Raw genomic sequence first — 25,262 nt, forward strand, 5'->3', positions numbered from 1 at the left:
TGAACCGTCCGGACTCTGGGGTGTCGAGTCCGGTCGGGGCGTTTGCGGGAGATCAGGCCTGCAGAGCCTCGATCTCGAGCGTGATGGTGATCTTGTCGCCGACGACGACGCCGCCACCCTCGAGCGGCATCTCGATGTCGATGCCGAAGTCCTTGCGGTTGATGACGGTCTTGGCGTCGAATCCGGCGACCGCGCCCTGGCCCATGCCCGGGTTGGTGCCGTTGTACTCGAGCTCGAGGCTGACCGGCTTGGTGACGCCCTTGAGGGTGAAGTCGCCGTCGAGGACGTAGTCGTCACCGTTCTGGCGGACGCCGGTGGAGACGAAGGTGGCCTTGGGGAACTGCTCGGCGTCGAAGAAGTCGGCCGACTTGATGTGGCCGTCGCGCTGCTCGTTCTTGGTGTTGATGGAGGTCACGTCGATCTCGGCCTGCACGGCGGGCGTGCCGTCCTCGGTAACCGTGATGGTGCCGGAGAAGTTGTCGAAGGTGCCGCGCACCTTGCTGACCATGAGGTGCTTGACGGAGAAGCCGACGGCCGAGTGAACGGTGTCGATGGTCCAGGTGCCGGCGGGGATCGGTGCCTTGACGGTGGTGGCTGCGGTCATGATTGCGTCCTTCCAGACGAGGTCGAGGTGGTCTCGGATTCTCGTGGGTCTTCGCGACCCATCGATACTGTAAACGGACCGCGGTCCGGATTCATTCCCCGGAAAGGACTTTCCCGTGTGATCCGCACCACAGACCCCGATGGGCCCCCGGGTGGAGGACCCCACCCCACCGACCTGTGGAGTTCACCGGGACCGGCCTTTCGGTCAGCCTCGCCCGATGATGAGCGCGGCCACCACGAAGGCGATCACGACGAGCGAGATCGCACAGCCCAGCAACACCTGCTTGCGCGTGGACATCGGCGCGTAAGGATCTTTGCACTCGTAGCGGTACACGATCGCAGCCGGTTCGATCGCCGGCTGCCGCGGCGTCGACGCCGGGGCCGCAGCCCGATGAGGTGAGCGACCTCCGGCCGACGAATCCGCCGCCGACTCCGACGAATTGGCATTGTTCACACCGGTAATCATGCCCAACCGGCGAGTGACCTGCCGGACAAATCAGTGTCATTTGTTCGATGGAAATCCATGTCGCAGAGCATATCTGAGAACATCGAAGTTTAGATGGGACGATCGTACAGGTCGGTCAAACGACCCGAATCGTGCCTATTTCCAGGCGAAGACGGGCTGCTCGAACTCGTCGACCCGGGTGTGGCGATCCCGCAGTACGACCTCGGCGAACTGGTAGATCACCGCCGCTGTCGGCGCATGCACCAGCGAGTCGACGATGGGCAGCTGGATCACCGGACGTTCCGACTGCGGGATCGTCAGGAACCGCGGCGCCACCGCCAGCTCCTCGAAGGTCACGAAGAACAGCTGCGACACCTCGGCCGGATTCGGGGTCGGTTCCTGAAAGTCCTCCGCCCAGCAGACGATCGGGGTGATCACGAAGCCCGACCGGGTCGGATAGTCGTCGAGCGTCCCCAGCACCGAACGGGGAGACAGTTGCACACCGAGCTCTTCGTCGAGCTCCCGCAGCCCCGCGGTGATGTGGTCCTCGCCCGGATCGAGCCGACCACCGGGAAGGGCGAATTGCGCCGCGTGGCGTCGCATGGTGGGTGGTCGTTTGCACAACCAGATGCCCTGTCGTCCGTCCTTCTCCGCCACCGCCAGCACGACGGCCGCGGCCGCCGCTCCGGGAACGTCGACCGTCCGGTGCTCGAACCGTTCGACGCGTTCGGCCGCCACTGCCCGCTCAAGGTGAGTCACACCCTCAGTTGATCATGTCTGCCGTTCGACGCCGTGACGGCCTGGCCGAGGTGGTAGCTGACCACGCTCAGCGCGAACAGCCCGATCGCGAGGTTCAGCAGAGCCCCGAAACCTTCCATCGCGAAGTCAACGAGGGCGTTGCTGAGGAGGAACACCAGCGAAGCGATGCGCAGTGTCCGCAGCGGCCACAGCCCGGCGGTCCCCCGCCGGCGGGCGAGCATGGCGGGCATCGCCAGTGCCAGCGTCGCGATCGCGCTCAGGAACAGGATCCAGGTGGCGATGCGGTTGTCGGCGAGCTCGATGTAGATGTCGAGGTCGTCGAAACGGTCCTTGGTGAACACGAAGCTGAGTGCTCCGACGACGACACCGGCGGCCGAGGCCACCACGAGGAACCATCCCACGATCGGCACCCAGCGCGGGCTGCGCAGGAAGTCCGGGATGAGGCGCACGGCCCGGTCCCGCAGGATCATCAGCCGGTCGGGGGTGTCCTTGCTCGATTCCAGCAGGGCCCGCACATTCGCGATGGTGTCGGCGTCGAAGCCGTTGTGGGCGGCGGCCGCGAGGCACTCCTCGGCCAACCGTCGACGACGCTCCGGCAGCCCGTGTGCGACACCCTCGGCGGCGATCGACGCCGCGTTCGCGAGCGCCTCGGCACCCGTGGGCGGGTTGAGGTCCCGGACGATGCGACTGGCCAGCAGCACCAGGACCACGAGGATGTACATGATCTCGGGCGCCGGGCCGTAGAAGTAGTCGTTGTCGCGGGTGACGAACTTGCCGACCTCGTCGAGGAACAGCCCGAACCCGATGCCGCCCACCACCACGGCGCTCACCCGCGCGGTGGCGCCGAGGAACAGCCAGCCGGTGACGAGCGCGACCATCATGAGCGCACCGCCCCACAGGGCGTGGGCGATGTGGAGGGTGCCGCCCCCGACCTGGGGGTAGCCGGTCAGTTGCAGGTACAGCCGGGTGATGAGGATCGTGGCGATCGCGATGATGAGGAACCACTCGACGGCCGCGGTCCCGTAGGTGCTCCGGACGATCACCGAGGTGGCGCGATTTCTCATGGGGAGAGTATTACGGGTCGACGACCCTCTACCGCGGCAATCACCGCGAGCGGCACGAAACAGCCGACACCGCACCGCGATGAGCCGACCCTCTCGGGGGCTCGTCGTGGTGCGGGTCGTCGATCTCTCAGGCCTCGAACAGGTCCGGGTCGGGGTCGCGCCCGCCGGCCGGGCTGCCGATGCCCCGGACACCGACACCGGTGTCCCCAGAGGCAGTCACGACCGAGTCAGGAAGCGCCTCGTCGTCCGATACCACGTGCCCGACCCGACGATTCGGCCGACCGGATCGACTCGGGCGTCACCGGCGACGGCCGCGAATCCGCTGTGGGCGTGCCGATCTCGTCCGCCGACCGCGCACGGCGGCGCGGGTGGTCGGCAACCACAGCACGCACCGCAGTTCTCCGGGGGACTCCCCCGGCGGGAACCGCGCGCCCTCCGCATGCGTCTCAGTGTGGACAGACCGCCCACCCACGACGGGTAAGGAGGGATCCCCATCCCCGCAGACCTGACCCCCAGCCGGCCCCGATGAGCGTCACCAAGTACCGGACGGCCGCGGGAGCACCGCGCTGGCGGGTGACCTGGCGGCTGCCCGACGGGCGCAGCCGCAGCAAGGTGTTCGGCACGCTGCGCGAGGCCCGGGCCTTCGAGGCCGAGGCGATCACCGCGCGCACCCGGGGCGTGGTGATCGACCCGCGGCGCGGCGACGCGGTCACCGTCGCGTCGGTCTATGCGTCGTGGCTGGCCACCCGCCAGGATGTGACGCCCAAATCCCGGCGCGGCTTCGAGGACAACTGGCGGCTGCACGTGCAACCGGAGTTCGGGGCGTGGCCGGTGACCAAGGTCGACCGCGAGTCCATCCAGACGTGGGTGAACGCGATGGACTGCTCGCCGCGGACCAAACGCTGGCGGCACTCGCTGCTGCGGATGATCCTGGCCCACGCCGTCGCCGACGGTCTGCTGCTGACGAACCCGGCCGAGCGCACGGTGTTCCCGCCGCTGGATCTGGCCGAGCACCTCTACCTCACCCACGCCGAGGTCGACGAGCTGGCCAGACGCTGCGGCCCGCAGGGCGACATCGTGCGCATCCTCGCCTACACGGGGCTGCGCTGGGGTGAGCTGACCGGACTGAACGTCGCCGACGTGGACCTGGCGCGCCGGCGGATCTCGGTCCGCCGCTCGATGACCCAGGTCGGCGGCACGCTGATGACCGGAAAACCCAAGAGCCGGGCCGGGATTCGCACGGTGCCGCTCCCCCGGTCGCTGGTCGCGGTGCTGGCGGCCCGCGTCGAGGGCCGGGCCCGCACCGCGCCCGCGGTCACCTCACCCAAAGGGGCGCGGCTGAGCCGGGAGAACTGGGTGCGCGCGGTGCGGTGGCGGGAGCAGGTCACCGCGCTGGGCTATCCGACGCTGCGGGTGCACGATCTGCGTCACACCTATGCGAGTCTGGCCCGCGCCGCCGGCGCGGATCTGCGGCTGCTGCAGGTGGCGATGGGGCATGCGTCGATCACGGTGACCGCCCACACCTAAGCGGACCTGTTCGACGGGGAGCTCGACGCAGTGGCCGCGGCACTCGATGCGCGCCTCACCGGGATCGACTAGACCCGGCAGAGTCGGGATCGAACCGACGACCTTCCGCTGTTCCGAGGACGCGGATCGTCCTCGCCGAACACGAAGCTGCAAACGGCGAACTATCCGCGGGCTGCCACGACCTTCTTGGCTGCCTCGAGCAGGGGCTCCGCCGCGCGGCCCATCTTCGTCAACTCCGCGGCGGTGAGGTCCTGATGTGTGTAGGCCGCTTTGTTCTTCCGGTTCAGGAGGGTGTTGAGGTGCCGTTCGGATCCGCTGTCTGCCCGCTTGAGCAGGGCGACGGCCTCGCTGTGGTTACCGGTGTTGGAGTGCACGCCGAGCCGCGCGCAGCAGATGACGTCCGAGGCTGCGATACCCGCATCCACGTAGAGGTCCCCGGCAGCGTTGGGCATCTCCCGTCCGAGATGGTCGGCGGCATCGAGAAACTCGGTCGCCTTGGACATGCGCCCGGCGGCGACCGCGGCGTCACATTTGCGCTGCCCCGCCATCACGAGCTCCTCGCCGGGCGCAGTTGCGCGGTGAACCAGGCCCGTGTCCCCGCAACGGTGAGGCCCTGGGTCGACACGTCGCCGAGCAGCGGCTCGCCGGCGGCGACCGCGGCGCGCAACTCGTCCTCGGTGTACTCGACGATCCGGCCGTCGTTGCCGGTCCACGCGGTGATCAGTCGAGCGAGTCCGGTGACCCGCTGGTCCCACGCGTCGTCCTCGGAATCGGTTGCGCGCACCAGGAACACGTCGATGTCGCTGTCGGGCCTCATCCGCCCCGTCGCCGCCGACCCGAACACCGCGGCGTACCGCAGTGCGGTCTCCCACTCGGTGAAGTGCTCTTCGAGGCGCTGCAGGAAGGTGGAGTTCAGCCGGGAGAGCGCCATGATCGGCGGGGCCGCGAGATGCTCGGTGTTGAGGCGGTAGGTGTGCGTCCGACCTACTTCATCGTGCAGCACCACGCCCTGTGCACTGAGCCGGTTGAGGACCTTGCGGATGCCTTCCCCTGATGCGCTGCCGAGGATGCGCTGGACCTGGCTGATCGTGAATGTGAGATCGGCGGCCGCCAGCACCGCGAGCACGTCGCCGTCGAGGGTCGGTGTCACCGTCGCGAACGGCTTGTTGAGCTGCATGGCGCACCCCTCTCCAACGAAAGTTGGAGTAACACAACTATAGTTGGAGAACGGCTGGAGGACGACGCGCTCGCCCCTGCGCGGACTGCGCATCAGCAGCGCCCGCCGGTAAGACGGCGACCGACGCACCGCGGGCGGGACAGACTGATCACCGTGAACCCACGACGACGGACAGGCCCCGTCGACCGCCCTCGACGCCCGACTGCTCGAGATTGAGTCGGGCCCCTGACACCGGGCCACTGACACCAGACCCCCTCCGACCACCAAAAAAACCTCCCGGATGAACCGGGAGGTTTTCATGGTGGCCAGAGTCGGGATCGAACCGACGACCTTCCGCTTTTCAGGCGGACGCTCGTACCAACTGAGCTACCTGGCCCTAAGACAACCGGCGCATCCGGTAGAACCGAATGCGCCGGTCATCTTTGGCGACCCTGACGGGACTCGAACCCGCGACCTCCGCCGTGACAGGGCGGCGCGCTAACCAACTGCGCCACAGGGCCTTGTTTAATTGTGCTGTCCGACTCTCGTTTCCGAGTGCCGTCCAGGCGTACCCCCTACGGGATTCGAACCCGCGCTACCGCCTTGAAAGGGCGGCGTCCTAGGCCGCTAGACGAAGGGGGCCGGTCTCGCTTCTCCGCTGGGAGCTCGCATAGCTTATGACAGGTTTCGCGCGCAACACAAATCGGCTGGTCAGAGCTATAAAACGACGATTAACGCACCCTCGCTGCCTGACGTGCTCCCCCCTCGCCGCTTGACGCGCGAAGCCTCCCTGCCTGACGCGCACCCCCTCCCTGCCTGAGGCGCGAAGCCGCCCCCCGCTGCCTGAGGTGCACCCCTCGCCGATTGAGGCGCGGCGCCGCCCCCGCTGCCTGAGGTGCGAGGAGCGATAGCGACGAGCCACGAAGGCCTCGCAACAAGCCTCGAAAAGCAAGTGCCCTCGCAGCCCCACCGGACACACTCCCCGCGGCCGGCTCGACACACCCATAGGCCCCCGTTCACGCCGTCCTGGCAAGCTGTAAACTCGTCGACGCCCCGGCTCGCCGGGTTACGCCCCTATAGCTCAGTTGGTAGAGCTACGGACTTTTAATCCGCAGGTCCCAGGTTCGAGCCCTGGTGGGGGCACTACTGAACGATATTCTTAGCCTCACTTCCGGGCCCTCGTGCAGCTCGATTTGAGGTTTGTCACTGCACGTCTGAATCGCATCAAACCACCCGGCGAGAAGTCTCCTGCAAGCTCAGCAGGCGAGGCGAACCCGAACGACGCGAAGGTGCGAGGGAACAACGCGTCCACCGGCGCAGTCATGCGTACTTAGGAACACCTGCTGCCGCGACGCACCCGCCAGCGAACGCCACACAGGACCCCTTACGCTGCCGACTACGTGATGCCAAGCGATGATGTCTCCATGCTGCGTAAGATATGGCCCGGTTTCTGGCGTGACCTAATGCTGAACACGGTCATCAGTTCCTCGTTGGTCCCGCCCCGAGTCCGAGCGATAGCCCTACGCATGTACGGGATGAAAGTCGGCGCCAACGTCTTCATCTCGCCTGCAGTATGGTTCGGCAGCAAGCGAGTGACCCTCGGAACTAGCACCTTTGTCAACTACGGGTGCAGATTCAACACCTCGAGTCCAATATCGATTGGCGAACGTTGCAATATCGCCATGGATGTGCTCTTTGTCACCGATACACACGAACTGGGGCCACACTCCAGGCGGGCAGGGGAAAATAAGTCGGCACCAATCAAGGTCGGCAACGGTGTGTGGATCGGCGCTCGTGCTGTAATACTCCCTGGCATATCCATCGGTGACGGCGTTGTTATTGCTAGCGGCGCGGTAGTTGCAGCAGACTGCGAGAACGACGGACTATATGCTGGCGTACCCGCCAGACGAATCAAGACCATTGAGCAATAGAAACCACTTACCGCGACTAAGCAGAATTGACACCCACGAACTGCTGGGTGTTCCGTTTTAACACGGAGAGTTAAACTTCTCCAACCTCGGCCACCCTACGCCATGCCCGAGGCAGTGCCCAAGTTGAGCGCCAGCAAGATAAACGGCAAGGTGGAGCGGTTTTGACGCCCAACGAAACGGCGGAAGCCCTCACCAACATAACGCGCAGTCTTAGACAACCGAGCACGGGTATCGGAAGATCCGAAGCAAGGCGAATACCCATTCAGGAGTAATGCCCACGACAGCACGCATTACTTCGCTCGCAGGCTTCCTTCTTCCTCCAGGCCGCGAATCTCGCCATCGCGGACCCTGTCTAGCCATTTCAGTTTAGCCGGACACCGATACGAGCCATCAACAGCGCCTGAGAACCAAATAGTCTGCGACACACGGTTGTAGGTATCACGCCAGGCACCAACCTAAAGCGAGGAGTGCCACAGAAAAATTCGACGAACATTCTGCAATAGCCCACTTCTTTGAGAGTTATCAAGCCACTAATCAGCGAACTATAGTGCGTTTCTAACCACCGACCTCAGTGTTCAAGATTTTTAGACTAGCCACTTTCTCTTGTCCGCAAGACAGTCCACTAAGCACAACGGCAGCTATCGCGACACCGACGCAGCCAGGGATGGCACGGTCCAACCCGCCAAAATGCGTCCACACGAGTGCCAAGGTCGCCGCCCAAACTGGCAACGCCGGCCTAGTGTCCTGAGTCATTAATTGTCGTTCGGTTGTTAGGCTAGGGAATGGCAACCCGGGGTCCGCGAGCAGTGGATATCGTTCTGACCGATGACGAGCGCCGTGAGCTCGAAGGGTGGGCGCGTCGACGAACGACAGCCTCGGGTTTGGCGATGCGATCACGAATCGTTCTCGCCGCCGCCGAGGGTGGTTCTAATACCGAAGTGGCACAACGACTCGGACTCAATCGAAGTACCGTGCGGCGGTGGCGAGGCCGGTTCGTCGAGCAACGCTGTGATGGGTTGCTCGACGAACCCAGGCCCGGTCGACCACGAACCGTCGACGACGAGCAGATCAAAGACCTGATCACCGCAACTCTCGAGACCACTCCGAAGAATGCGACACACTGGTCGACCCGGTCGATGGCTGAGCATCTCGACATGTCGCAGTCAACGGTGTCGCGTGTCTGGCGAGCGTTCGGATTGGCTCCGCACAAACAGGATTCGTGGAAGCTGTCGAAGGATCCTCTGTTTACCGAGAAGGTCCGCGACGTCGTCGGGCTCTACATGAACCCACCCGAACGTGCCTTGGTGCTCTGCGTTGACGAGAAAACCCAGATCCAAGCGCTCGATCGCACCCAGCCGATCTTTCCCATGCTCCCGGGCACCCCGCAACGGGCCAGCCACGACTACGTGCGCAACGGCACCTCCAGCCTGTACGCGGCGTTGGACATAGCGTCGGGAAAAGTCATCGGCTCGCTTCACTCACGCCATCGCGCAACAGAATTCATCGGATTCCTACGCAAGATCGACGCCGAGGTGCCCGACGAGCTCGACGTCCACCTGGTCATGGACAACGCCTCTACCCACAAGACACCCGCAGTGAAGCGATGGCTGACCTCGCACCCACGGTTTGTTGTCCACTTCACCCCGACCAGCTCATCCTGGATGAACCTCGTTGAACGCTGGTTCGCTGAACTGACCACCAAGAAGCTCCAACGTTCCACCCACCGCACCGTAAGAGCGCTCAACGCCGACATCAGAGCGTGGATCGACACCTGGAACGACAACCCCCGCCCCTACGTGTGGGTGAAGACCGCTGATCAAATCCTCGACTCCATCGCCCACTACTGCACACGAATTAATGACTCAGGACACTAGTGTCCTGAGTCATTAATTTCCGTTCGGTTGTTAGGCTAGGGAATGGCAACCCGGGGTCCGCGAGCAGTGGATATTGTTCTGACTGATGACGAGCGCCGTGAGCTCGAAGGGTGGGCGCGTCGGCGAACGACGGCCTCGGGTTTGGCGATGCGCTCACGAATCGTTCTCGCCGCCGCTGATGGCGGTTCGAATACTGAAGTGGCACAACGACTCGGCCTCAATCGCAGTACCGTGCGGCGCTGGCGAGGCCGGTTCGTCGAGCACCGCTGCGAGGGGTTGCTCGACGAACCCCGGCCTGGGCGACCTCGCACCGTCGACTGGCGTGTCCCCCGTGAACCGGTCCGGTCTGTTTTAGAGTCCTGATTGCCCTGTTGAGGGCAGAGAAGGGACGATGAGGATCATGGCAGGACGCAAGCGCCACTCGGCAGAGGACATTGTGCGCAAGTTGCGCCGGGCTGACGAGTTGGCGGCGCAGGGCAAGACCGGCGAGGAGATCGCCGCCGACCTCGAGGTGTCGGCAGCGACGTTGTACAACTGGCGCCGCCAGTACGGCGGCATGGACGGTGACGTGGCCAAGGAGCTCAAGGAGCTGCGTGAGCAGAACGGCCGGCTCAAGCGGCTGCTCGCCGATGCCGAGTTGGAGAAGGACGCGCTACGGGAGATCGCCAAGGGAAAATTCTGAGCCCAACCGCCAAACGCGCCGCCATCGACATGCTCAAAGACGTGATGAACATGTCAGAACGCAAGGCGTGCAAGGTTGTTGGGCTTGCTCGTTCAGCGTATCGTCAACTGCCGCAAGCGCACACCCCGGCTGACCCGGATGCTGGCCTGCGCCAGCAGCTACGAACCTACGCCCGTCAGAACCCACGCCACGGGTTCCGTCGGGCGTGGGCCTGGCTGCGTTTCGACGAAGGCGACACCGTGAACAAGAAGAAGGTCCACCGGCTGTGGAAGGAAGAAGGATTGCAGGTGCGCCGGGCGCCGCGGCGTAAACGGGCCGGCCAGTCGTCGGTGCCGATTGTCACCGCGGACGCACCGAAAGTGGTGTGGGCATTGGACTTTCAGTTCGACTCCACTGTCGACGGACACAAGATCAAGATCGCGTCCATGGTCGATGAACACACCCGGATGTCGCTGCTCAACATTGTGGATCGCTCGATCGCCGCCGACCGGTTGATCGAGGAGTTGAAGAAGACCTTCGCGATCTGGGGTGGCCCACCGAAGGTGCTGCGCATGGACAACGGCCCTGAGTTCATCTCTGAGGCCCTCCAGACGTTCTGTGCAGGGTCGGTGGGGATCTCCTACATTCCGCCTGGCACGCCGTGGAACAACGGGTTCATCGAGTCGTTCAACAACCGGTTGCGCGACGAGTGTTTGAACCGCAACTGCTGGCCCACCCTGTTGGAGGCCCGCGTGGTCATCGAAGACTTCAAAGACGACCACAACCACCGACACCGCCACTCAGCGCTGGGCTACAAGACCCCGGCCGAGTACGCTGCCCGATGCACCCACCAGCACCACCCCGTGGGCTGCGAGATCGACTGACCGACCGCAAGTAAGAACTGGCTCTAGGACCGACTGGACCGGTTATCGGGGACCTGCCACGCGCGCGAGCGAGTTCACTATTGGCGCGTTTGACGATCAGCTCGCGGGTCCGCTGTTGACCTGGGGTGAGGTTCTCAGGGTTCTTCAACAGTGCCCACCTCAGATTCCTACGATCGTCGTTGGACAGACCGTGGATCCGGTTGAGGACCCGGCTGCGACAACGGTCCACGGCGCGGGTGGCCCACTGGACGACATGAAACGGATCCATGCATCGAATGGCATCCGGAGCACGTTCTGCAACAACCGTTTCGATGTACTGACCCGCGTCGGCGCTCACATGGGTCAGCTGTGCACTGCGCGTGGGGTAGCGCCCCATAGAGTGGTGTAACTCGGTGGCCGAGTTCGTTATCGACGTCGTGTCGTTAACGGATGCAGAGCGGCCACCGCGTGATCCTTCGAGTCAACCTTCCACAGAATCCTCGAGGAGTCATCGCGATGACCGCACCCCACATTGTCGACCCTGCAGGCCTTCTTGGCCAAGCCCTCGCAGACGCGTCACCAGATCTGATGCGTGAGCTGCTGCAAACCATGATCAACGCGCTGCTATCGGCCGATGCCGACGCGGTCTGCGGAGCCGAATGGAACCAACACACACCAGAGCGCACCAACCACCGCAACGGCTACCGCCACCGGCCACTGGATACCCGCGTCGGCACCGTCGACGTCGCCATTCCGAAGCTACGTTCGGGCAGCTACTTTCCCGAGTGGCTCCTCGAACGCCGCAAGCGGGCTGAGTCAGCACTGATCACCGTCGTGGCCGACTGCTACCTGGCCGGAGTCTCGACCCGCCGGATGGACAAACTGGTCAAGACACTCGGCATCGACTCACTGTCGAAGTCACAGGTCTCACGCATGGCCACCGACCTCGACGAACAGGTCACAGCATTCCGCCATCGTCGCCTCGACGAGGTCGGGCCGTTCACCTTCGTCACCGCAGATGCCCTGACGATCAAAGTCCGCGAGAACAAGCAGGTCGTCAAAGCCGTTGTCCTGCTGGCCACCGGTGTCAACGGCGATGGCCACCGCGAGGTGTTGGGCATGCAAGTAGCGACCAGCGAAACCAAAGCCTCCTGGAACACCTTCTTCGCCGATCTGGTCGCCCGCGGGCTGGGCGGGGTGCGTCTGGTGACCTCTGATGCCCATGCCGGACTGGTCGAGGCGATCGCGGCGAACCTGCCCGGCGCCGTGTGGCAACGGTGCCGTACCCACTACGCGGCCAACCTGATGGCGGTGTGCCCCAAGTCCATGTGGCCGGCGGTCAAAGCGATGCTGCACAGCGTGTATGACCAGCCCACCGCCACCGCGGTGCACGAGCAGTTCGACCGACTCCTGGAATACACCGAAGGCAGACTCCCCAAGGTTGCTGACCATCTCGGTGACGCTCGAGAGGACCTGTTGGCCTTCACAGGCTTCCCCGATGACGTGTGGCGACAGATCTGGTCTAACAACCCCACCGAACGACTCAACCGCGAGATCCGCCGCCGCACTGACGTTGTGGGTATCTTCCCCAACCGTGACGCCATCATCCGACTCATCGGCGCGGTCCTGGCCGAGCAGACCGACGAGTGGGCCGAAGGCCGCCGATACCTCGGCCTCGAGGTCCTCAACCGATGCCGACTGACCCTGACCACCGACACCACCACAACAACGGAGGCCACTACCGACCCGCTGATCGAACTGCCTGCCTGAAAGCCCGACGAAGGATCAGAAACGAGTTACACCACTACTTGGGACTTGACCGCGCGTGGCGCCGAGCTCGTCGAAGAACTGGCGAAGCGTCTTCTTGGTTGCACCCTCACGCGCCCACACCAACCTGCCGGTGTCGTGGTCGACGATCACCGTCAGATATCGCCGGCCTTTTCGGTAGGCGATATCATCGATACCTATCCTGCGCAACCCATCCATTCGGTCGGTCTGTCCGGTGTGATCGGCAACGACTCGAGCGATGATGCGTTGCACTGTTCGCCACGACACCCTCATGTACTCACACACCGCGGATGATGGACTGTGCGCGGCGAGCCAGGCGACCGTGTCGTCGAATCGGCGCGTCATCTTTGCTGCCGGCCGTGCCCACGGCACATGTTCGGTGACGACGCCGTGCAGGCTGCAGTCAACCCGTCCAATGTGTCCTTGCAGGTAGCAGCGCATCCCGCCCAGGTCGAGGTGTCGCCAACGGCGCGGATGGTGTGAGCGGTCATAGCCTGGTCGACGCCGTCGGCAGTGTGGACACCGCGAGTCCTGCCCGCGTTTCGCACGGACCGAGACGACCAACAACTGGCCGTCATCGTCGTCTTCAACGCCGACATCAAGAACCACCAGGTTCTCGATCTTCAGCAACTTCTGCAGTAGTCTGGTAGCGCGCAACGCCCTGCTCCTCGGTTTAGTCTTCGCAAACCAAACCTTAAGTGAGACAGGGCGTTGCGCGCTTCAGGCGCACCGGGGGCACCCACAGAACCGTCAAGAGTGCCACGTATGTTCGTGTACAAAGGAGTCATGTCTCGATTCGAAGAGCCCATCTACTGACGAAGAAGCCGATCGAAAATCTTGTCAGACCCCTGATGTAGAAATGAAGACAACGAAGTCGTAGGACCGAGCAGTAGTCAATGACGTTCCCACCCCACCTGATTCAGATCCTCTTGAGAGGGAAGAAGGTTGCTGTCATGACCGACTCCGACACGGCCGACGCCGCGGCGCTGCTCGAAGCTATATTCGACCAGCTCACCGAGGTCACCCCACCCGCCGACGACCCAACCGGCGCAAAGACTTTCGCCCAGATCGAGTGGATCCGACTGATCCGCAACGCAGCGGACCACCAACTCGGCTCGCACACAGCCAATCTCGATGTGCTCGGGGTGCCCGAACGACACGGCTCCACCACCAAGCGACTGTTGATCGAGATGGGTTTCCCACCCGCGGTCGCCACACGCTCGGTGCGTATCGCCGGCAGTCTCGGGGCGCTGGGCAAGGTCGAGGCGTGCGCTGCCGACGGGCGCCTCTCGGGTGAGATCGTCGATGCCGTCGTTCGGGGAATCGCCACGATCGAGAAACGGTCACCCACAAAGCTTTCCGACGACGACCGAACGGTCTACGAAACCGAACTCCTCACCCAAGCCCTGTCCGGTGCCACACCCACCGAGATACAGAAACATGCCCAGACCATCGGCAACACCATCGCCGACGACGAGGGCGGCATTCCCGCGTCCGACGACCGATCCCTGGACACCCTGTCACACAGCGTGACCGACGACAGTCGCGTCGAGATCCACGCCAACGTGACCCAGGCCGTCGGCGAGAAGTTCATCGCCATGATCGACGAACGCTCTGTACCGCGTCCCGAGCCCGACGGCGCCGACGACCGACGCTCCCCCGATCAACGACGCGTCGACGCCCTCGAGATCCTCCTCGACCAAGCAGCACAAGGTGCATCCCAGGACAGCATCGGTGCACCACGTACCCAGACCCTGTTGACCATCCCCGCCGACGGTGGTGATCCCGCCTTCCTGCCCTGGACCGGGTCGGTCACCCAGGCCACCGCGCAGAAACAGTCCTGCGACGGCACGATCACCGAGATCATCATCAACGGAGAGACCGTGCCCCTGGCGATGGGTCGCGAACGACGCCTGTTCCCAGCACATATCCGCAAAGCCATCATCATCCGCGACCGATGCTGCATCAGCTGCGGCGCACCACCCTCGCACACCCAGGTCCACCACATCCAACACTGGTCCGACGACGGCGACACCGACCTCGACAACGGCTGCCTACTCTGCCAACGGTGCCACACCCGGGTCCACCACAACGGCTGGGACATCATGATCGGCTTCGACCGCCACCCCTGGCTGATCCCGCCCGCCGACATCGACCCCCGACGCCGACCCCTACCCGCCTACAACCGACGCACCATGCGACTCGACGACGCCGCCTGACACAGACTCACGCGCAGCACCTTCCGCACCCGGTGATCAGCCGGGACCGCGTTCGATCATTGACAAGTCCATAGTGAAACTGGGCCTCCCGCGTGGCGCGGCGGTCACCCCGCGGACGAACCCTCCACCGCTGCATGGGTGCTCACCGCGTCGAGGGCTTCGGTGAACGGCGGGATGAAGAACTTCGCACCGAGTACGCAGCAGGCGTGGCCACCGTCGACCTCGAAACGCTGCGACCCGGGGATGCCGTCGAGCAGCAATTGCTGGCGTTCCGGTTCGACGACGCGGTCGCGGGTGGACACGACGACAGCGGTCGGGACATCGATCTCGTGGAGCCAACTGCGGGAGTCGAACTGCCCCAGACCGTTTCCGAACTCACCGAGGTGCGACAGCGGCGTCGAGAAGAACTGCCGCAGCGCCCAGATGGATGTGTGCGACGTCGTCTTGTTGAGGCTTTTCTCGGAGACACGCGGGAGCATCCGGTACAGCGGCGCCAGGATGCGGCCGGTCCGTTCCGACGACCTCCGGTGCTTGGGGTCGTTGGTGCTGAAGAACGGGCCCGTCGAGCAGAGCACGAGTCCCGACACCCGCTCGGGGTGCCGACGCCACGTCAGCTGGGCGATGCCGCCGCCCATGGAGAAGCCGGCGGCGACGAAGCGATCGATGCCCAGGACGTCGGCGACGGCGACGACGTCGTCGGCGCAGTCCCGGAGGTCGAAGGTCTCGGACTCGATGCCGCGGCCGTGCCAGCGAGCGTCGAGGGTGATCACCCGGTAACGGTCGTTGATCGCCGGGATCGTCGGGTACCAGCACAGCAGGCCGGTGGTCAGCACCGAGTGGAGCAGGAACACCGCCGGGGCGTCGCGGGGTCCCGAATCGGTGACGAAGGCGCGTCCCCGGCCGGGCAGGTCGAGCATCTGACCTCTGGGTATGTCCGTGGCCGGGTGGGGCGAGAAGACATGGCGGACTGCTCTGGCGGTGCCGTTGAGAAACTCGGGGATCACGCATACAACGCTACGTGAGATGCTGGTCACATGATCGACATCGCCCGTCCGAAAATCGAGGGGTCGATCGCCGTGGCCGACGGTGATCGTCGCATCGGGTTCGCCGAATACGGATCAGCTACCGGACGGGCCATCATCTGGCTCCACGGGACGCCCGGCGCTCGCCGCCAGATCCCCGTCGAAGCTCGTGGATATGCCGCTGAGCGGGGGGTTCGCCTGATCGGGCTGGACCGGCCGGGCGTCGGGTCGTCGACGCCGCACCGGTACGAGAACATCGCCGCCTTCGCCCCCGACCTCGAGACCGTACTCGAAGCACTCGGCATCGACGAGTTCGCCATCATCGGCCTCTCCGGCGGCGGACCGTACACACTCGGAGTGGCGCACGCGATGCCCGACCGGGTGGTCGCCGCGGGCATCCTCGGCGGCGTCGCCCCGACCGTCGGACCCGACCGCATCCCCGGCGGGGCGATGAAGCTCGGCTCGTTCCTGGCGCCGGCGGTCGATGTCGCGGGGGCGCAGATCGGGCAGATCGTGAGCACCGCACTCCGCTTCGCACGACCGATTGCCGAACCCGCCATCACCGTCTACGGTCACTTCTCCCCTCAAGCCGATCGAGAACTGCTGGCGCGCCCCGAGTTCCGGGCCATGTTCCTCGACGACCTGCTCCACGGCGGGCGCCGCGCGATGGAGGCACCGTTCGCCGATGTCGTCGTCTTCGCCAAGGACTGGGGATTCCGCGTCTCCGACGTCGGAGTGCCCGTGCGCTGGTGGCACGGCGACCACGACCACATCATCCCGTACGCACACGGCCAGCACATGGTGTCGTTGCTCCCCGACGCCAAGCTGTTCGAGCTGCCCGGCGAGAGCCACCTCAGCACGCTGCACATGGCCACCGACATCATCGACGAGCTGCTCGCCATCTGGGATCAGTCGCGGGCGTTGAAGTAGGGCGCGTCCGTCAGGGTGCGGTCGCCGACAATCCGGCGGCCAGACCCAGCACGACGGCCATCAGCATCAGTTCGACGACGGCGTTCCGGATGGACGCGGTCTCGGTCTGGCGATGGCGCTCGACGGCAGGCACCCAGCGCCGTCGATGCCAGGCGGCGACTCCCACCAGCGCCGCCAGCATCACGACCTTCGCCACCAGAATCCTCCCGTAACCCGTGGTGACCAGTGCCGACAGTCCGTCGATCTCGGTCAGTGCGGCGACCACGCCGGTCACCGCGATCACCCCGACCGCCCACGGCGCCCGCTGCGAGAACACCGGCAGGCTGCGCGCCCACCCGGACCGGCCGCGCACGGAGAGGACCATCGCGGCGAGCAGTCCGCACCACCAGGCGGCGGCCAGCGCATGCGCGCCGACGAGGAACGGGCCGATGGCGTTGTTGCCGGCGTGACCGGCGATCGCGGTGGCCAGCACACCGATCGCTGCGAGCGCTCCGACCACCAGAACCGGAACCTCGACTGCGGTCAACAGGTCGAGTACCGCCCACAGGACGATGAGCAAGCCCGTGACCAGCGCGACCATCTCAGAGGCACCGGAGGTCAGGACCTCACCGAAGTCGGCGGCACTCACGTCGAGCACGTCCTTGCCGGACCTGTCAGCGGTACGCACCCAGGCGCTGATCAGCGTCGCCACCACCCAGACACCGGCGAGCGCACCGATCCAGGTCGACGCCGGTTCGGCGTCGACCGTCGGCAGCAGCCCGAGGCCGAGTACCACGACCGAGACGCCGAGCGCGAGGGTCGCGGGCAGTGCGACCGTGTCGGGTCCGTCGGGGCGGGCGAGCAACCAGCTCACCAGCAGTCCGGCGAACAGGACCGGCACACCGGCCACGACCCTCACGCGTCAGCTCCGAGTCTTGGGACGGGTCAGCCAGAACACGATTCCAAGACCTAGCACCAGGACCACGACGGCGCCGACGATGAAGTACCACACCGGGATTCCGTCGTCGGACTGATCGGCGGAGGCGTCGGCGAGCGGGCCCGGTTCGCCGTTGCCGGCGACCGTCAGCTCGAAGCTGCGCTGCCCGCTGATGACGTGTCCGTCGGCGGAGGTCACCCGGTAGTTGATCGTGTACTTGCCGGTCGGCCCGAGTTCACCCATGCCGACGCTCACCTTGCTGCCGTCGACCTTCGGGTCGCCGGACTGCCAGAAGTGCTCATCGGGTCCGACGACGTTGAGCACCGCATACGCGGACTGGATGCCCTCGTTGAAGGTCAGCGTGACGGTCTGCGGACCGGCGGGCAGCCTCGCACCGTCGGCGGGGTCGGAGGAGACGAGCCGCGAATGCGCCGAGGCGGCGGGCGCCGACCAGGTACCGACCAGGCCCAGGCACGCCAGCGCGGCCAAGGTCAGCAGGATGGACCGGCTCAGCGGCATCACGCGCTTACGCATTGCCGCGACCGTTGCGTCGGACCACCATCAGCGCCGCGACACCGAAGACGGTGCCCAGCGCGCCGACGACCAGTCCGATGCCGCCGAGCCAGCGGGCTGCGGAGTCGGCCTGGGCGGTCTCCGTCGTTTGCGACGCAGCCGCGTCGGTGGTCTCGGGGGCGGCGCGGTGCTGGCCGTGCCCGGCCTCGCCCACGGGGATGGTGATCATGGGTGCGGGCTTCTCGGGCTCGGTGCCGTCGGCCGGGGTCGGCTGGTTCCAGTCGGCCTTCTCACCGTCGGCGTAGGTCTGCAGCGTCGGCAGTTCGACGGTCTCCTGCTCGGGGAAGGGACCGCCGGCGAAGCTGAACTGCGCGAACTGTCCGACGGGGATGCCCGGCGAACCCGGCTCGGCGGTCCAGGTGAGTTCGGTGACCAGGTCGTCCTTCTTGGTGACGACGGTCTTCCATCCGGCCATCACCTCCGGGCGGGCCGACTTCAGACCGGGGAGGGTGACCCGGATCGACGTCGTCGGCGCCACCTCGGACTCGTTGGGGACGACCAGGTTGACCACGCCGTACCCGCCCTGGGTCACGGTCGGGGCGTTGGCGCTGACATGCGCCGATGCCGCGCCCGCGCCGGTGAGGGAGGAGACGCCGACGACGGCGGCAGCGGCGGCGGGAAGGACGAGACGGCGGGCGACCGTCGCCCGCGACGAGACAAGCTTCTTCATCTGGATTCTTTTCTCAAGAGTTCGGACATTCGATGCGTAACGCGCGCACGACAGCACCGAACCGTCGCGGGTCCGGTGTGGCGGCGCGGCGTCAGAGTCCGAGCGGAGGTCCGCGAACACCGGTGCCGCCGACGGCGGGACCGGCGACAACAGCGGGTTGAGTCCAGAAGACCGGGCGCGCACCGGGCACGCGCAGTACGGCGGGCGGGGTGAGGAACGCGAAGACCGACCCGATGACGGCCAGCAGCTGCGCACCGACGACGATCAGTACCGCGCTGAGCGGTATCGCGACGAAGTGCGTCAGCAACATCGGCAGCGCGGGGGCGTCGTGGGTGACGTGCGCGGCGTCGGCGGCGAGCGACCAGTGGCTCGCGACCTGCGCGGCAGTCAGGACGCCGACGGCCGATGCAGCAGCCGGGACCAGGCGTCGGCCCCGGGTCGCCAGCTGCAGGAGCATCGCCGCGGCCACGCCGATCGCGACGGTGAGAACCACACCGCCCGAGCTGAGCGCATGTCCGCCGGCGGCACCGTGCGCGGCGATCGCGACAGTGGGCACCACACCGGCCGCGGCGACGCGCGTGAACGCGTCGGGCGTGCGGACGGTGGGTGACATGGCCCCCATCCTAAGGAGTGGGTCCGGGTCGGACGGAGTCGCCCAACCCGGCCAACTCCCGCCGGACGCGGTGAAACAATCGAGGGCATGTCGCATTCACCGGCTCCTGTCGAGGCACGCCCAGCTGGATTCGGTTCCGTCGAGGTTCGCGAGCTGTCCTCCCCCGACGAACTCGAAGAACTGATGCGGGTCTTCGACGACGTCTGGCGACCCGACCCGACGAGACGCCCGGTGGGCATCGACATGCTGCGGGCGTTGTCGCATTCGGGCAACTACGTCTCCGGCGCCTTCATCGGTGATCACCTGGCCGGTGGAAGCGTGGCGTTCCTGTCGGCACCGGCCGGTGAGGCCCTGCACAGCCACATCACCGGGGTCTCCCGACGCGGCCGCGGCCACCATGTGGGTTACCTGCTGAAGATGCATCAGCGGCAGTGGGCGCTGGCACGTGGACTCACGACGATCACGTGGACCTTCGATCCGCTGGTCGCGCGCAATGCGTATTTCAACATCACCAAGCTGGGCGCCGAGCCCATCCACTACTACGAGGACTTCTACGGCGAGCTCGGTGATGAGTTGGGCGGCGGCGTGGACTCGGATCGGGTGTTGATGTCGTGGGCGCTGCACGACGAACTGCCCAGCAGCGTGGACGGCGTCGGAAGTGTCGAGGCGCTGATCGCCGGCGGTGCGGTGCCGGTGATCGACGATTCCGATCGGTCGCGTCCGGTCGCCCATCACGAGCGGTTGGACCCCGACGCGACAGTGGTGGTGGCGTTGCCGCGGGACGTCGAAGCGATGCGGGTGAGTCATCCGCTCGACGCGGCGCGGTGGCGGATCGTGCTGCGGGATGCGATGTCGCCGTTGCTTCTCGAGGGTGATGCCCGACGGTCGGTGCGGTTTCTGCGGTCGGGTCACTACGTGTTCGGTCCGGCGGGCTCGGGGGTGCGGTGAGCGGCGAACTGACTCCCGACGAACTGACACCCGCCGACTGGGGGCGGTACCCGCACACTCTCGCCGACGTTCTGCCGGCAGCGTCGGTCGCCCTGAGCGTTTCTGACAGCGCGGATCTCGTTGTGCCTCCGGGCGATTCGGTGGTGGTTCTGCTGATCGACGGACTGGGCGCGACGCTGCTCGAGGAGTACGCGGAGTTCGCGCCGACCCTGCGGGAGCTGACCGCGACCACTCTGCGTGCGGGATTCCCGGCGACGACGGCGACCAGCATCCTGAGTCTGACGGTCGGCGCACCCTGCGGCGTGCACGGGATCATCGGCTACAGCTTCCGGCCCGACGACGACTGCCGGACACGGGGTTCCCGACGGGTGCTGAACTCGCTGCGCTGGAGTCTCGATGACGCGCAGGGACCGTCGGCGCTGGTCACCTATCCTCCTGCGCTGGTGCGTACACATCCCGGGAGCCTGGAAACGCTTGCCGACGAAGGTGTTCGGGTGACGTACGTGATGCCCGGCGAGTTCCGCGGGTCCGGCCTGACCCTGGCGGCGTTCCGCGCGCCCGGCCAGTACGTACCGGCAGTGACGCCCGACGGGGTGCGCGACGGCGTCCTGGCGGCGGTGCAGGGACACAGTCGCCATCGTCGGTTCGTCTACGCCTACTACAGCGAGTTGGACATGGCGGGACACATCCACGGCCCGGGGTCGTCGGCGTGGCTGGAGAAGCTCCGGCTCGTCGACCAGCTGGTGGCCGAGCTCGCCGCGGAGTTGCCGTCCGGCACAACACTGCTCGTCACCGGCGATCACGGCATGATCACTGCCGACCGCGCCATCGACATCGACACCGCGCCAGGGCTTCTCGAGGGTGTCGACGCCGTGGCCGGCGAGGCGCGAGCGCGGCATGTGTACGCGACGCCCGGTGCTGCCGACGACGTGCTGAAGGCATGGTCGGGGCATCTGGGCGATGCCGCACACGTCGTCTCGCGCGAGCAGACCCTCGACGAGGGCTGGTTCGGCCGCGAGGTGACCGATGCGGTGGCGAATCGGATCGGGGATGTGGTCGCGGTGGCTCGGGAATCGGTCACGTTGACGCGGTCGAAGAACGAGACGATGGAGTCGATGATGATCGGCCACCACGGCGCCTGGACGGCCGCCGAACAGCTTGTGCCACTGCTGGTTGCGCAGGGATAGTCAGTCAGTTCTCCTCGTCGGTCACCAGGTCGAGGCGCACGCCGAGGAGACGGACCGGGTGATCGATGTCGAACTTGGTGAGCAGGTCGGCGACCACCGCTTCGAGCTGGTCGAAGTCGAGACTCGGCGCAGGGAGTTTCCGGGACTTGGTGCGCGTGTAGAAGGTCGTGGTCCGGACGGTCACCGCGACGCGGAACGGTAGGCGTTCCTCGGCGATCACCTGATCGAGCAGCTCACGCAAGAGTTCGGCGGCCGCGGTACGCATCTCGGACGGGTCCGCGATGTCGGTGGCGAAGGTCCGAGACTTGGAGTGCGACCGGGCGAGCCACGGTTCGGCGGTGATCGTCGAATCCCCGCCGCCGCGGCACAGGACGTACAGCCAGTTGCCCTGGTGCGGACCGAAGGTGGCGATCAGATCGTCGCGAGGTGTCGCGATGAGGTCGTTGACGGTCTCGACGCCGGTGGCGGCGAGTTTGGCCGACGTCTTCGGTCCCACGCTCCACAGGTCGCGAGTCGGCCTCGCCCCCATCAGGTCCAGCCAGTTGCGGTCGTCGAGCAGGAACACGCGCGGCGCACCCACGCCGTCGTCGGGTGTGGCGCCGGGCGGCCGCTTGGCGAAACCGGTGGCCATCTTGGCGCGCTGCTTGTTGTCGCTGATGCCGACGCAGCTCATCAGGCCGCACCGGTCGAGGATCTCGTGCCGGACCCGTTCGGCGAAGTCGACGATGCCGGCGTCGTCGAACTCCTCGACCTCGGCGCCCCGCACGCCGACGCCGAGGTACGCCTCGTCCCAGCCCCACACCTCGACGGGGTGGCCGGTTCCGCGCAGCACGTCCATGACGTCGGCCGATGCGGCGTCGTACGCCCCCATGTCCAGCGGGAGGTACACCGCATCAGGCAACTTCTTGTAGGCAGCACGCAGCGGCATCCCGGCCCGCACGCCGACGTCCCGCGCTTCATACGACGCGCAGGTCACGACCTTGCGGGCCTCGGTCGGGTCGCCATTGCCGCCGACGATGACCGGGACACCGACGAGCTCCGGACTGCGCAGTCGTTCGACCGAGACCTGGAACTGGTCGAGGTCGACGTGCAACAGCCACCGGTAGCGTTGCGAAACCGACGTGGTCACCCCGTCAGGGTAACCACGGACCGGCGATCAGACGGCGCCGTCAGACAGCGATACGGACGTCGATCTCGCCGAGTCCCACGCCTCGGCACGACGAGCGCAGCGAATGCGGGTTGTAGCGCAGCACCGACAAGCCGCGCTGCGTCTCGGTCGACCAGCCGGCGAACGACGCACTGGCCTCGGCGATGAACCCGGTCAGTTCCGCGATCGACGGCTCGTCGAGCGCGGCCACCGCGTGGACGAGCACCTTCTCGAGCAGCGCACGGTCGCGGTGCAGCGGTGGCGGCACCAGATTGAGTGCGGGGGAAGCGGTTCCGCAGTTCATCGGATCGGTCAGGGCATGCACCGCGACGACCAGGAAGGCCAGCGAGACGATCGCCCGCGAGGCGGGATCCCCGAGGCGACCCGGATATGACTGGATGATGTGGCACACCTGCACCGGCCGCGGCGGGGTGACGCCGACGGCCTCGGCCCGGCTGGGCTCGAGGAGCCCCAGCGCAGCCATCGCCTCTTGATGTGCGGACGAAATGGTTTCCGCGGCAAGCGCATCCGCATGCATCCGCCGCAGTTGGGCGATGATCGCCTGATGGCGTCGCGCCGCCTCGTCGATCTCCCGGACCAGATGTTCGGTCAGCCCGAAAGTCGACGAATAGTGGGTCAGCGCCTGATATCCGGGCAACACGATGTGTTGCTCGATGGCGATGGCTTCGGCGATTGCCGACGGTTCGAGAAATTTCCTGGTGCTGCGCTTAGACGCGCGCGCCGAGAGAGTACTGGTCAACTGAGCCTGGATCCACCGATGATGTGAGGGATTGAGCGTGTCGTAGAACGCGAGAGCCCCTGGTGGGCTGGAGAATTGGAGTTACCACAACAACAATTCCGGCCCAAACAGGAGCATCTCGCAGATGAAAGCATCTCACACTCTCACCCCAGTTTTCGATGACCCGAACCTGGTGTCGGCGGCGGGTCTGGTCCCGGTGATGCGCCTGGCCGAGACCGCCGGCCTCCACCAGCTCTGCGAGCGGCACCTGAGCGTGGAGTGCCCCAACCCGGTCCTCAAGTCGACCAGCATCGTGGCCGGCGTGCTCGCCGGCGCCGACAGCATCGACGACCTCGACCTGCTCCGCCACGGCGCGATGAACCGGCTCTTCGCCGGGATACGGGCACCCTCGACCTTGGGCACCTACCTGCGCTCGTTCACTCACGGCCATGTCCAGCAACTCGACGCCGTGGCCACCCGGCTCCTGGCCGGCCTGACCGCAACCGTTCCGGCGCTCCTCGGTGAGGCCGGTGAGCTGGCATTTCTGGATATCGACGACACCATCCGCGAAGTCCACGGCTACGCCAAACAGGCGGCTGCGTTCGGCTACTCCAAGGTCCGTGGCCTCAACGCCCAGCTCGCCGTACTGTCGACCCCGACGACGGCACCGGTGATCGCCCGGGCCCGGCTCCGCCGCGGCAACGTCGCTTCCCACACCGGCTCCGGCCGCCTGCTCACCCTGGCGGCCAACACCGCCCGCGCCGCCGGAGTGACCGGACAGATCCTGGCCCGCGCGGATTCGGCCTACTACTGCCACGCCTTCATCGCCGCCGCCATCCGGGCCGGCATCTGGTTCTCGGTCACCGCCCGCCACAACCCACAGATCACCGCGGCGATCGCCGCCATCGACGAGGCGGCATGGACCCCGATCGAGTACACCAACGCCGTCTACGACGAGGCCGAGCAGCGCTGGATTTCCGATGCCGAAGTCGCCGAAACCCCGGTCACGATCTTCACCTCACGCCGCAAACGCGACCACGTGACCTGCCGGTTGATCGTGCGGCGCGTCAAACGCCTCAACCCGGCCAGCGCCGATGGCCAAGACGAGTTGTTCACCACCTACCGTCACCACGGGTTCATCACCAACTCGACCCTGCCGATGATCGACGCCGACGCCCATCACCGCGATCACGCCATCGTCGAGCAGGTCATCGCCGAACTGAAGAACGGGCCGCTGGCGCATCTGCCCTCAGGGAAATACGCGGCCAACGCCGCCTGGCTCGCCCATGCCGTCATCGCCTTCAACCTCGCCCGCGCTGCCGGCGCCGCGGCCTCACCCCGACATGCCCGTGCCCGCTGGGCCACCATCGGCACCCACCTGATCAACATCCCCGCCCGCATCGCCTCCTCCGCACGACGACTGACCCTGCACCTGCCCACCGACTGGCCCTGGGCCTCGGCCTGGCAAGCCCTGTTCACCTCCGCGACCAGCCCACCAGCGACCGCTAACTGACCACCGGCCCCAGCGGCCCCGACCAAGGACCCCAGTGAAAAAGCCGGGCAGACCGGCGATACCGTCACGCCTACATCCGCCTTCCCGACCCTCACCCCGATGGGAGCGCAGCCG

General features: G+C 66.1%; 22 protein-coding genes, 4 tRNA genes and 4 pseudogenes. 12 read left to right on the plus strand and 18 right to left on the minus strand.

The genetic code is table 11. The annotated features are described in order from the left end of the window. Positions 1 to 52 precede the first annotated feature (52 nt). The 4 genes from C5O27_RS21625 to C5O27_RS21640 form a co-directional block, all read right to left on the minus strand. Complete coding sequence (locus C5O27_RS21625; RefSeq protein ID WP_127963635.1) at positions 53 to 604, minus strand: YceI family protein; 552 nt, start codon at positions 602 to 604, stop codon at positions 53 to 55. Between the two features lie 204 nt (positions 605 to 808). Next, positions 809 to 1,057, minus strand: a complete 249-nt coding sequence (locus C5O27_RS21630) for a hypothetical protein (RefSeq protein WP_244216553.1) — start codon at positions 1,055 to 1,057, stop codon at positions 809 to 811. Positions 1,058 to 1,204: 147 nt separating this feature from the next. Beyond that, positions 1,205 to 1,807 carry an NUDIX hydrolase gene (locus C5O27_RS21635; protein WP_040004372.1) on the minus strand — a complete coding sequence of 201 codons (603 nt, stop codon included), beginning with the start codon at positions 1,805 to 1,807 and terminating at the stop codon, positions 1,205 to 1,207. After that, on the minus strand, positions 1,804 to 2,850 hold the full coding sequence (locus tag C5O27_RS21640; protein WP_127963922.1) for a hypothetical protein: 1,047 nt from the start codon (positions 2,848 to 2,850) through the stop codon (positions 1,804 to 1,806). The genes C5O27_RS21635 and C5O27_RS21640 overlap by 4 nt, the downstream gene beginning before the upstream one ends. Positions 2,851 to 3,396: 546 nt before the next feature. Here C5O27_RS21640 and C5O27_RS21650 point away from each other — a divergent pair. Then, positions 3,397 to 4,470 (plus strand): annotated as a pseudogene (locus tag C5O27_RS21650) (tyrosine-type recombinase/integrase). Positions 4,471 to 4,559: 89 nt separating this feature from the next. Here C5O27_RS21650 and C5O27_RS21655 read toward each other — a convergent pair. From C5O27_RS21655 to C5O27_RS21675, 5 genes are all read right to left on the minus strand, one after another. Continuing rightward, positions 4,560 to 4,946, minus strand: coding sequence for a hypothetical protein (locus C5O27_RS21655; protein WP_127963637.1), 387 nt, complete (start codon positions 4,944 to 4,946; stop codon positions 4,560 to 4,562). Continuing rightward, the gene (locus C5O27_RS21660) at positions 4,946 to 5,575 is read right to left on the minus strand and encodes a nucleotidyltransferase domain-containing protein (RefSeq protein ID WP_006357356.1); all 630 of its coding nucleotides are present in this window, start codon (positions 5,573 to 5,575) and stop codon (positions 4,946 to 4,948) included. The genes C5O27_RS21655 and C5O27_RS21660 overlap by 1 nt, the downstream gene beginning before the upstream one ends. A gap of 299 nt (positions 5,576 to 5,874) precedes the next feature. Then, positions 5,875 to 5,951, minus strand: a tRNA-Phe gene (locus tag C5O27_RS21665). 47 nt (positions 5,952 to 5,998) lie between these two features. Next, positions 5,999 to 6,075 (minus strand) — tRNA-Asp (locus C5O27_RS21670). A 48-nt stretch (positions 6,076 to 6,123) separates the two neighbouring features. Then, positions 6,124 to 6,196 (minus strand) — tRNA-Glu (locus C5O27_RS21675). A 428-nt stretch (positions 6,197 to 6,624) separates the two neighbouring features. Here C5O27_RS21675 and C5O27_RS21680 point away from each other — a divergent pair. The 5 genes and pseudogenes from C5O27_RS21680 (at position 6,625) to C5O27_RS21700 (ending at position 10,904) form a co-directional block, all read left to right on the plus strand. Continuing rightward, positions 6,625 to 6,697, plus strand: a tRNA-Lys gene (locus tag C5O27_RS21680). A gap of 539 nt (positions 6,698 to 7,236) precedes the next feature. Then, on the plus strand, positions 7,237 to 7,485 hold the full coding sequence (locus C5O27_RS23235) for a DapH/DapD/GlmU-related protein (protein ID WP_425269614.1): 249 nt from the start codon (positions 7,237 to 7,239) through the stop codon (positions 7,483 to 7,485). A 782-nt stretch (positions 7,486 to 8,267) separates the two neighbouring features. Further along, a complete protein-coding gene (locus C5O27_RS21690) occupies positions 8,268 to 9,359 on the plus strand; it encodes an IS630 family transposase (protein WP_006356718.1) in 1,092 nt (363 codons plus the stop codon). A gap of 42 nt (positions 9,360 to 9,401) precedes the next feature. Beyond that, a pseudogene (locus tag C5O27_RS21695) lies at positions 9,402 to 9,674 on the plus strand (helix-turn-helix domain-containing protein); the annotation flags it as partial. An 85-nt stretch (positions 9,675 to 9,759) separates the two neighbouring features. Beyond that, positions 9,760 to 10,904, plus strand: a protein-coding gene (locus C5O27_RS21700) for an IS3 family transposase (RefSeq protein ID WP_127963639.1) whose coding sequence is annotated in 2 segments (ribosomal slippage) — positions 9,760 to 10,027 and positions 10,027 to 10,904 — 1,146 coding nt in all. Because the reading frame shifts where the segments join, the coding sequence is not laid out codon by codon here. 61 nt (positions 10,905 to 10,965) lie between these two features. On the opposite strand, the pseudogene C5O27_RS21705 reads toward C5O27_RS21700, so the two are convergent. Beyond that, positions 10,966 to 11,262, minus strand: a pseudogene (locus tag C5O27_RS21705) (transposase); the annotation flags it as partial. A gap of 137 nt (positions 11,263 to 11,399) precedes the next feature. Between C5O27_RS21705 and C5O27_RS21715 the strand changes: the two are divergent. After that, positions 11,400 to 12,653, plus strand: a complete 1,254-nt coding sequence (locus tag C5O27_RS21715) for an IS256 family transposase (RefSeq protein WP_127963640.1) — start codon at positions 11,400 to 11,402, stop codon at positions 12,651 to 12,653. A 51-nt stretch (positions 12,654 to 12,704) separates the two neighbouring features. Here C5O27_RS21715 and C5O27_RS21720 read toward each other — a convergent pair. Continuing rightward, positions 12,705 to 13,328 (minus strand): annotated as a pseudogene (locus C5O27_RS21720) (helix-turn-helix domain-containing protein); the annotation flags it as partial. A gap of 296 nt (positions 13,329 to 13,624) precedes the next feature. Here C5O27_RS21720 and C5O27_RS21725 point away from each other — a divergent pair. Further along, complete coding sequence (locus tag C5O27_RS21725; protein ID WP_127963642.1) at positions 13,625 to 14,890, plus strand: HNH endonuclease; 1,266 nt, start codon at positions 13,625 to 13,627, stop codon at positions 14,888 to 14,890. Between the two features lie 104 nt (positions 14,891 to 14,994). On the opposite strand, the gene C5O27_RS21730 is transcribed toward C5O27_RS21725, so the two are convergent. Next, positions 14,995 to 15,894 (minus strand): alpha/beta fold hydrolase, encoded by a 900-nt coding sequence (locus C5O27_RS21730; RefSeq protein WP_196222031.1) that lies wholly within the window; start codon positions 15,892 to 15,894, stop codon positions 14,995 to 14,997. 30 nt (positions 15,895 to 15,924) lie between these two features. Here C5O27_RS21730 and C5O27_RS21735 point away from each other — a divergent pair, with 30 nt between their 5' ends. Next, positions 15,925 to 16,842 (plus strand): alpha/beta fold hydrolase, encoded by a 918-nt coding sequence (locus tag C5O27_RS21735; RefSeq protein WP_127963643.1) that lies wholly within the window; start codon positions 15,925 to 15,927, stop codon positions 16,840 to 16,842. A gap of 10 nt (positions 16,843 to 16,852) precedes the next feature. Here C5O27_RS21735 and C5O27_RS21740 read toward each other — a convergent pair whose 3' ends face one another. The 4 genes from C5O27_RS21740 to C5O27_RS21755 form a co-directional block, all read right to left on the minus strand. Next, on the minus strand, positions 16,853 to 17,740 hold the full coding sequence (locus C5O27_RS21740; protein WP_127963644.1) for a copper resistance D family protein: 888 nt from the start codon (positions 17,738 to 17,740) through the stop codon (positions 16,853 to 16,855). 3 nt (positions 17,741 to 17,743) lie between these two features. Beyond that, positions 17,744 to 18,292, minus strand: a complete 549-nt coding sequence (locus C5O27_RS21745) for a copper resistance CopC family protein (protein ID WP_006358274.1) — start codon at positions 18,290 to 18,292, stop codon at positions 17,744 to 17,746. After that, the gene (locus C5O27_RS21750; RefSeq protein ID WP_127963645.1) at positions 18,285 to 19,001 is read right to left on the minus strand and encodes a YcnI family copper-binding membrane protein; all 717 of its coding nucleotides are present in this window, start codon (positions 18,999 to 19,001) and stop codon (positions 18,285 to 18,287) included. The genes C5O27_RS21745 and C5O27_RS21750 overlap by 8 nt, the downstream gene beginning before the upstream one ends. A gap of 91 nt (positions 19,002 to 19,092) precedes the next feature. Beyond that, a complete protein-coding gene (locus tag C5O27_RS21755; RefSeq protein ID WP_006358272.1) occupies positions 19,093 to 19,614 on the minus strand; it encodes a hypothetical protein in 522 nt (173 codons plus the stop codon). An 87-nt stretch (positions 19,615 to 19,701) separates the two neighbouring features. Here C5O27_RS21755 and C5O27_RS21760 point away from each other — a divergent pair, with 87 nt between their 5' ends. Then, complete coding sequence (locus tag C5O27_RS21760; protein WP_127963646.1) at positions 19,702 to 20,562, plus strand: GNAT family N-acetyltransferase; 861 nt, start codon at positions 19,702 to 19,704, stop codon at positions 20,560 to 20,562. Further along, positions 20,559 to 21,749 (plus strand): alkaline phosphatase family protein, encoded by a 1,191-nt coding sequence (locus tag C5O27_RS21765; RefSeq protein WP_127963647.1) that lies wholly within the window; start codon positions 20,559 to 20,561, stop codon positions 21,747 to 21,749. The genes C5O27_RS21760 and C5O27_RS21765 overlap by 4 nt, the downstream gene beginning before the upstream one ends. A 4-nt stretch (positions 21,750 to 21,753) precedes the next feature. Here C5O27_RS21765 and C5O27_RS21770 read toward each other — a convergent pair whose 3' ends face one another. Together C5O27_RS21770 and C5O27_RS21775 are read right to left on the minus strand one after the other, a co-directional pair. Further along, on the minus strand, positions 21,754 to 22,878 hold the full coding sequence (locus C5O27_RS21770; protein ID WP_127963648.1) for a DNA polymerase IV: 1,125 nt from the start codon (positions 22,876 to 22,878) through the stop codon (positions 21,754 to 21,756). A 40-nt stretch (positions 22,879 to 22,918) separates the two neighbouring features. After that, the gene (locus C5O27_RS21775) at positions 22,919 to 23,656 is read right to left on the minus strand and encodes a hypothetical protein (RefSeq protein WP_035753231.1); all 738 of its coding nucleotides are present in this window, start codon (positions 23,654 to 23,656) and stop codon (positions 22,919 to 22,921) included. Positions 23,657 to 23,780: 124 nt separating this feature from the next. On the opposite strand from C5O27_RS21775, the gene C5O27_RS21780 reads away from it, so the two are divergent. Next, complete coding sequence (locus C5O27_RS21780) at positions 23,781 to 25,148, plus strand: IS1380 family transposase (RefSeq protein WP_042378977.1); 1,368 nt, start codon at positions 23,781 to 23,783, stop codon at positions 25,146 to 25,148. Positions 25,149 to 25,262 lie beyond the last annotated feature (114 nt).

The organism is Gordonia alkanivorans, from assembly GCF_004011905.1.
Lineage (GTDB): Bacteria > Actinomycetota > Actinomycetes > Mycobacteriales > Mycobacteriaceae > Gordonia > Gordonia alkanivorans.

What these genes read in the sequence shown, in the direction of transcription:
- C5O27_RS21625 (WP_127963635.1), bottom strand. Translation starts at nt 604, where the DNA reads ATGACCGCAGCCACCACCGTCAAGGCACCGATCCCCGCCGGCACCTGG.
- C5O27_RS21655 (WP_127963637.1), bottom strand. Translation starts at nt 4,946, where the DNA reads ATGGCGGGGCAGCGCAAATGTGACGCCGCGGTCGCCGCCGGGCGCATG.
- C5O27_RS21660 (WP_006357356.1), bottom strand. Translation starts at nt 5,575, where the DNA reads ATGCAGCTCAACAAGCCGTTCGCGACGGTGACACCGACCCTCGACGGC.
- C5O27_RS23235 (WP_425269614.1), top strand. Translation starts at nt 7,237, where the DNA reads ATGGATGTGCTCTTTGTCACCGATACACACGAACTGGGGCCACACTCC.
- C5O27_RS21690 (WP_006356718.1), top strand. Translation starts at nt 8,268, where the DNA reads ATGGCAACCCGGGGTCCGCGAGCAGTGGATATCGTTCTGACCGATGAC.
- C5O27_RS21715 (WP_127963640.1), top strand. Translation starts at nt 11,400, where the DNA reads ATGACCGCACCCCACATTGTCGACCCTGCAGGCCTTCTTGGCCAAGCC.
- C5O27_RS21725 (WP_127963642.1), top strand. Translation starts at nt 13,625, where the DNA reads ATGACCGACTCCGACACGGCCGACGCCGCGGCGCTGCTCGAAGCTATA.
- C5O27_RS21735 (WP_127963643.1), top strand. Translation starts at nt 15,925, where the DNA reads ATGATCGACATCGCCCGTCCGAAAATCGAGGGGTCGATCGCCGTGGCC.
- C5O27_RS21745 (WP_006358274.1), bottom strand. Translation starts at nt 18,292, where the DNA reads ATGCGTAAGCGCGTGATGCCGCTGAGCCGGTCCATCCTGCTGACCTTG.
- C5O27_RS21750 (WP_127963645.1), bottom strand. Translation starts at nt 19,001, where the DNA reads ATGAAGAAGCTTGTCTCGTCGCGGGCGACGGTCGCCCGCCGTCTCGTC.
- C5O27_RS21755 (WP_006358272.1), bottom strand. Translation starts at nt 19,614, where the DNA reads ATGTCACCCACCGTCCGCACGCCCGACGCGTTCACGCGCGTCGCCGCG.
- C5O27_RS21760 (WP_127963646.1), top strand. Translation starts at nt 19,702, where the DNA reads ATGTCGCATTCACCGGCTCCTGTCGAGGCACGCCCAGCTGGATTCGGT.
- C5O27_RS21780 (WP_042378977.1), top strand. Translation starts at nt 23,781, where the DNA reads ATGAAAGCATCTCACACTCTCACCCCAGTTTTCGATGACCCGAACCTG.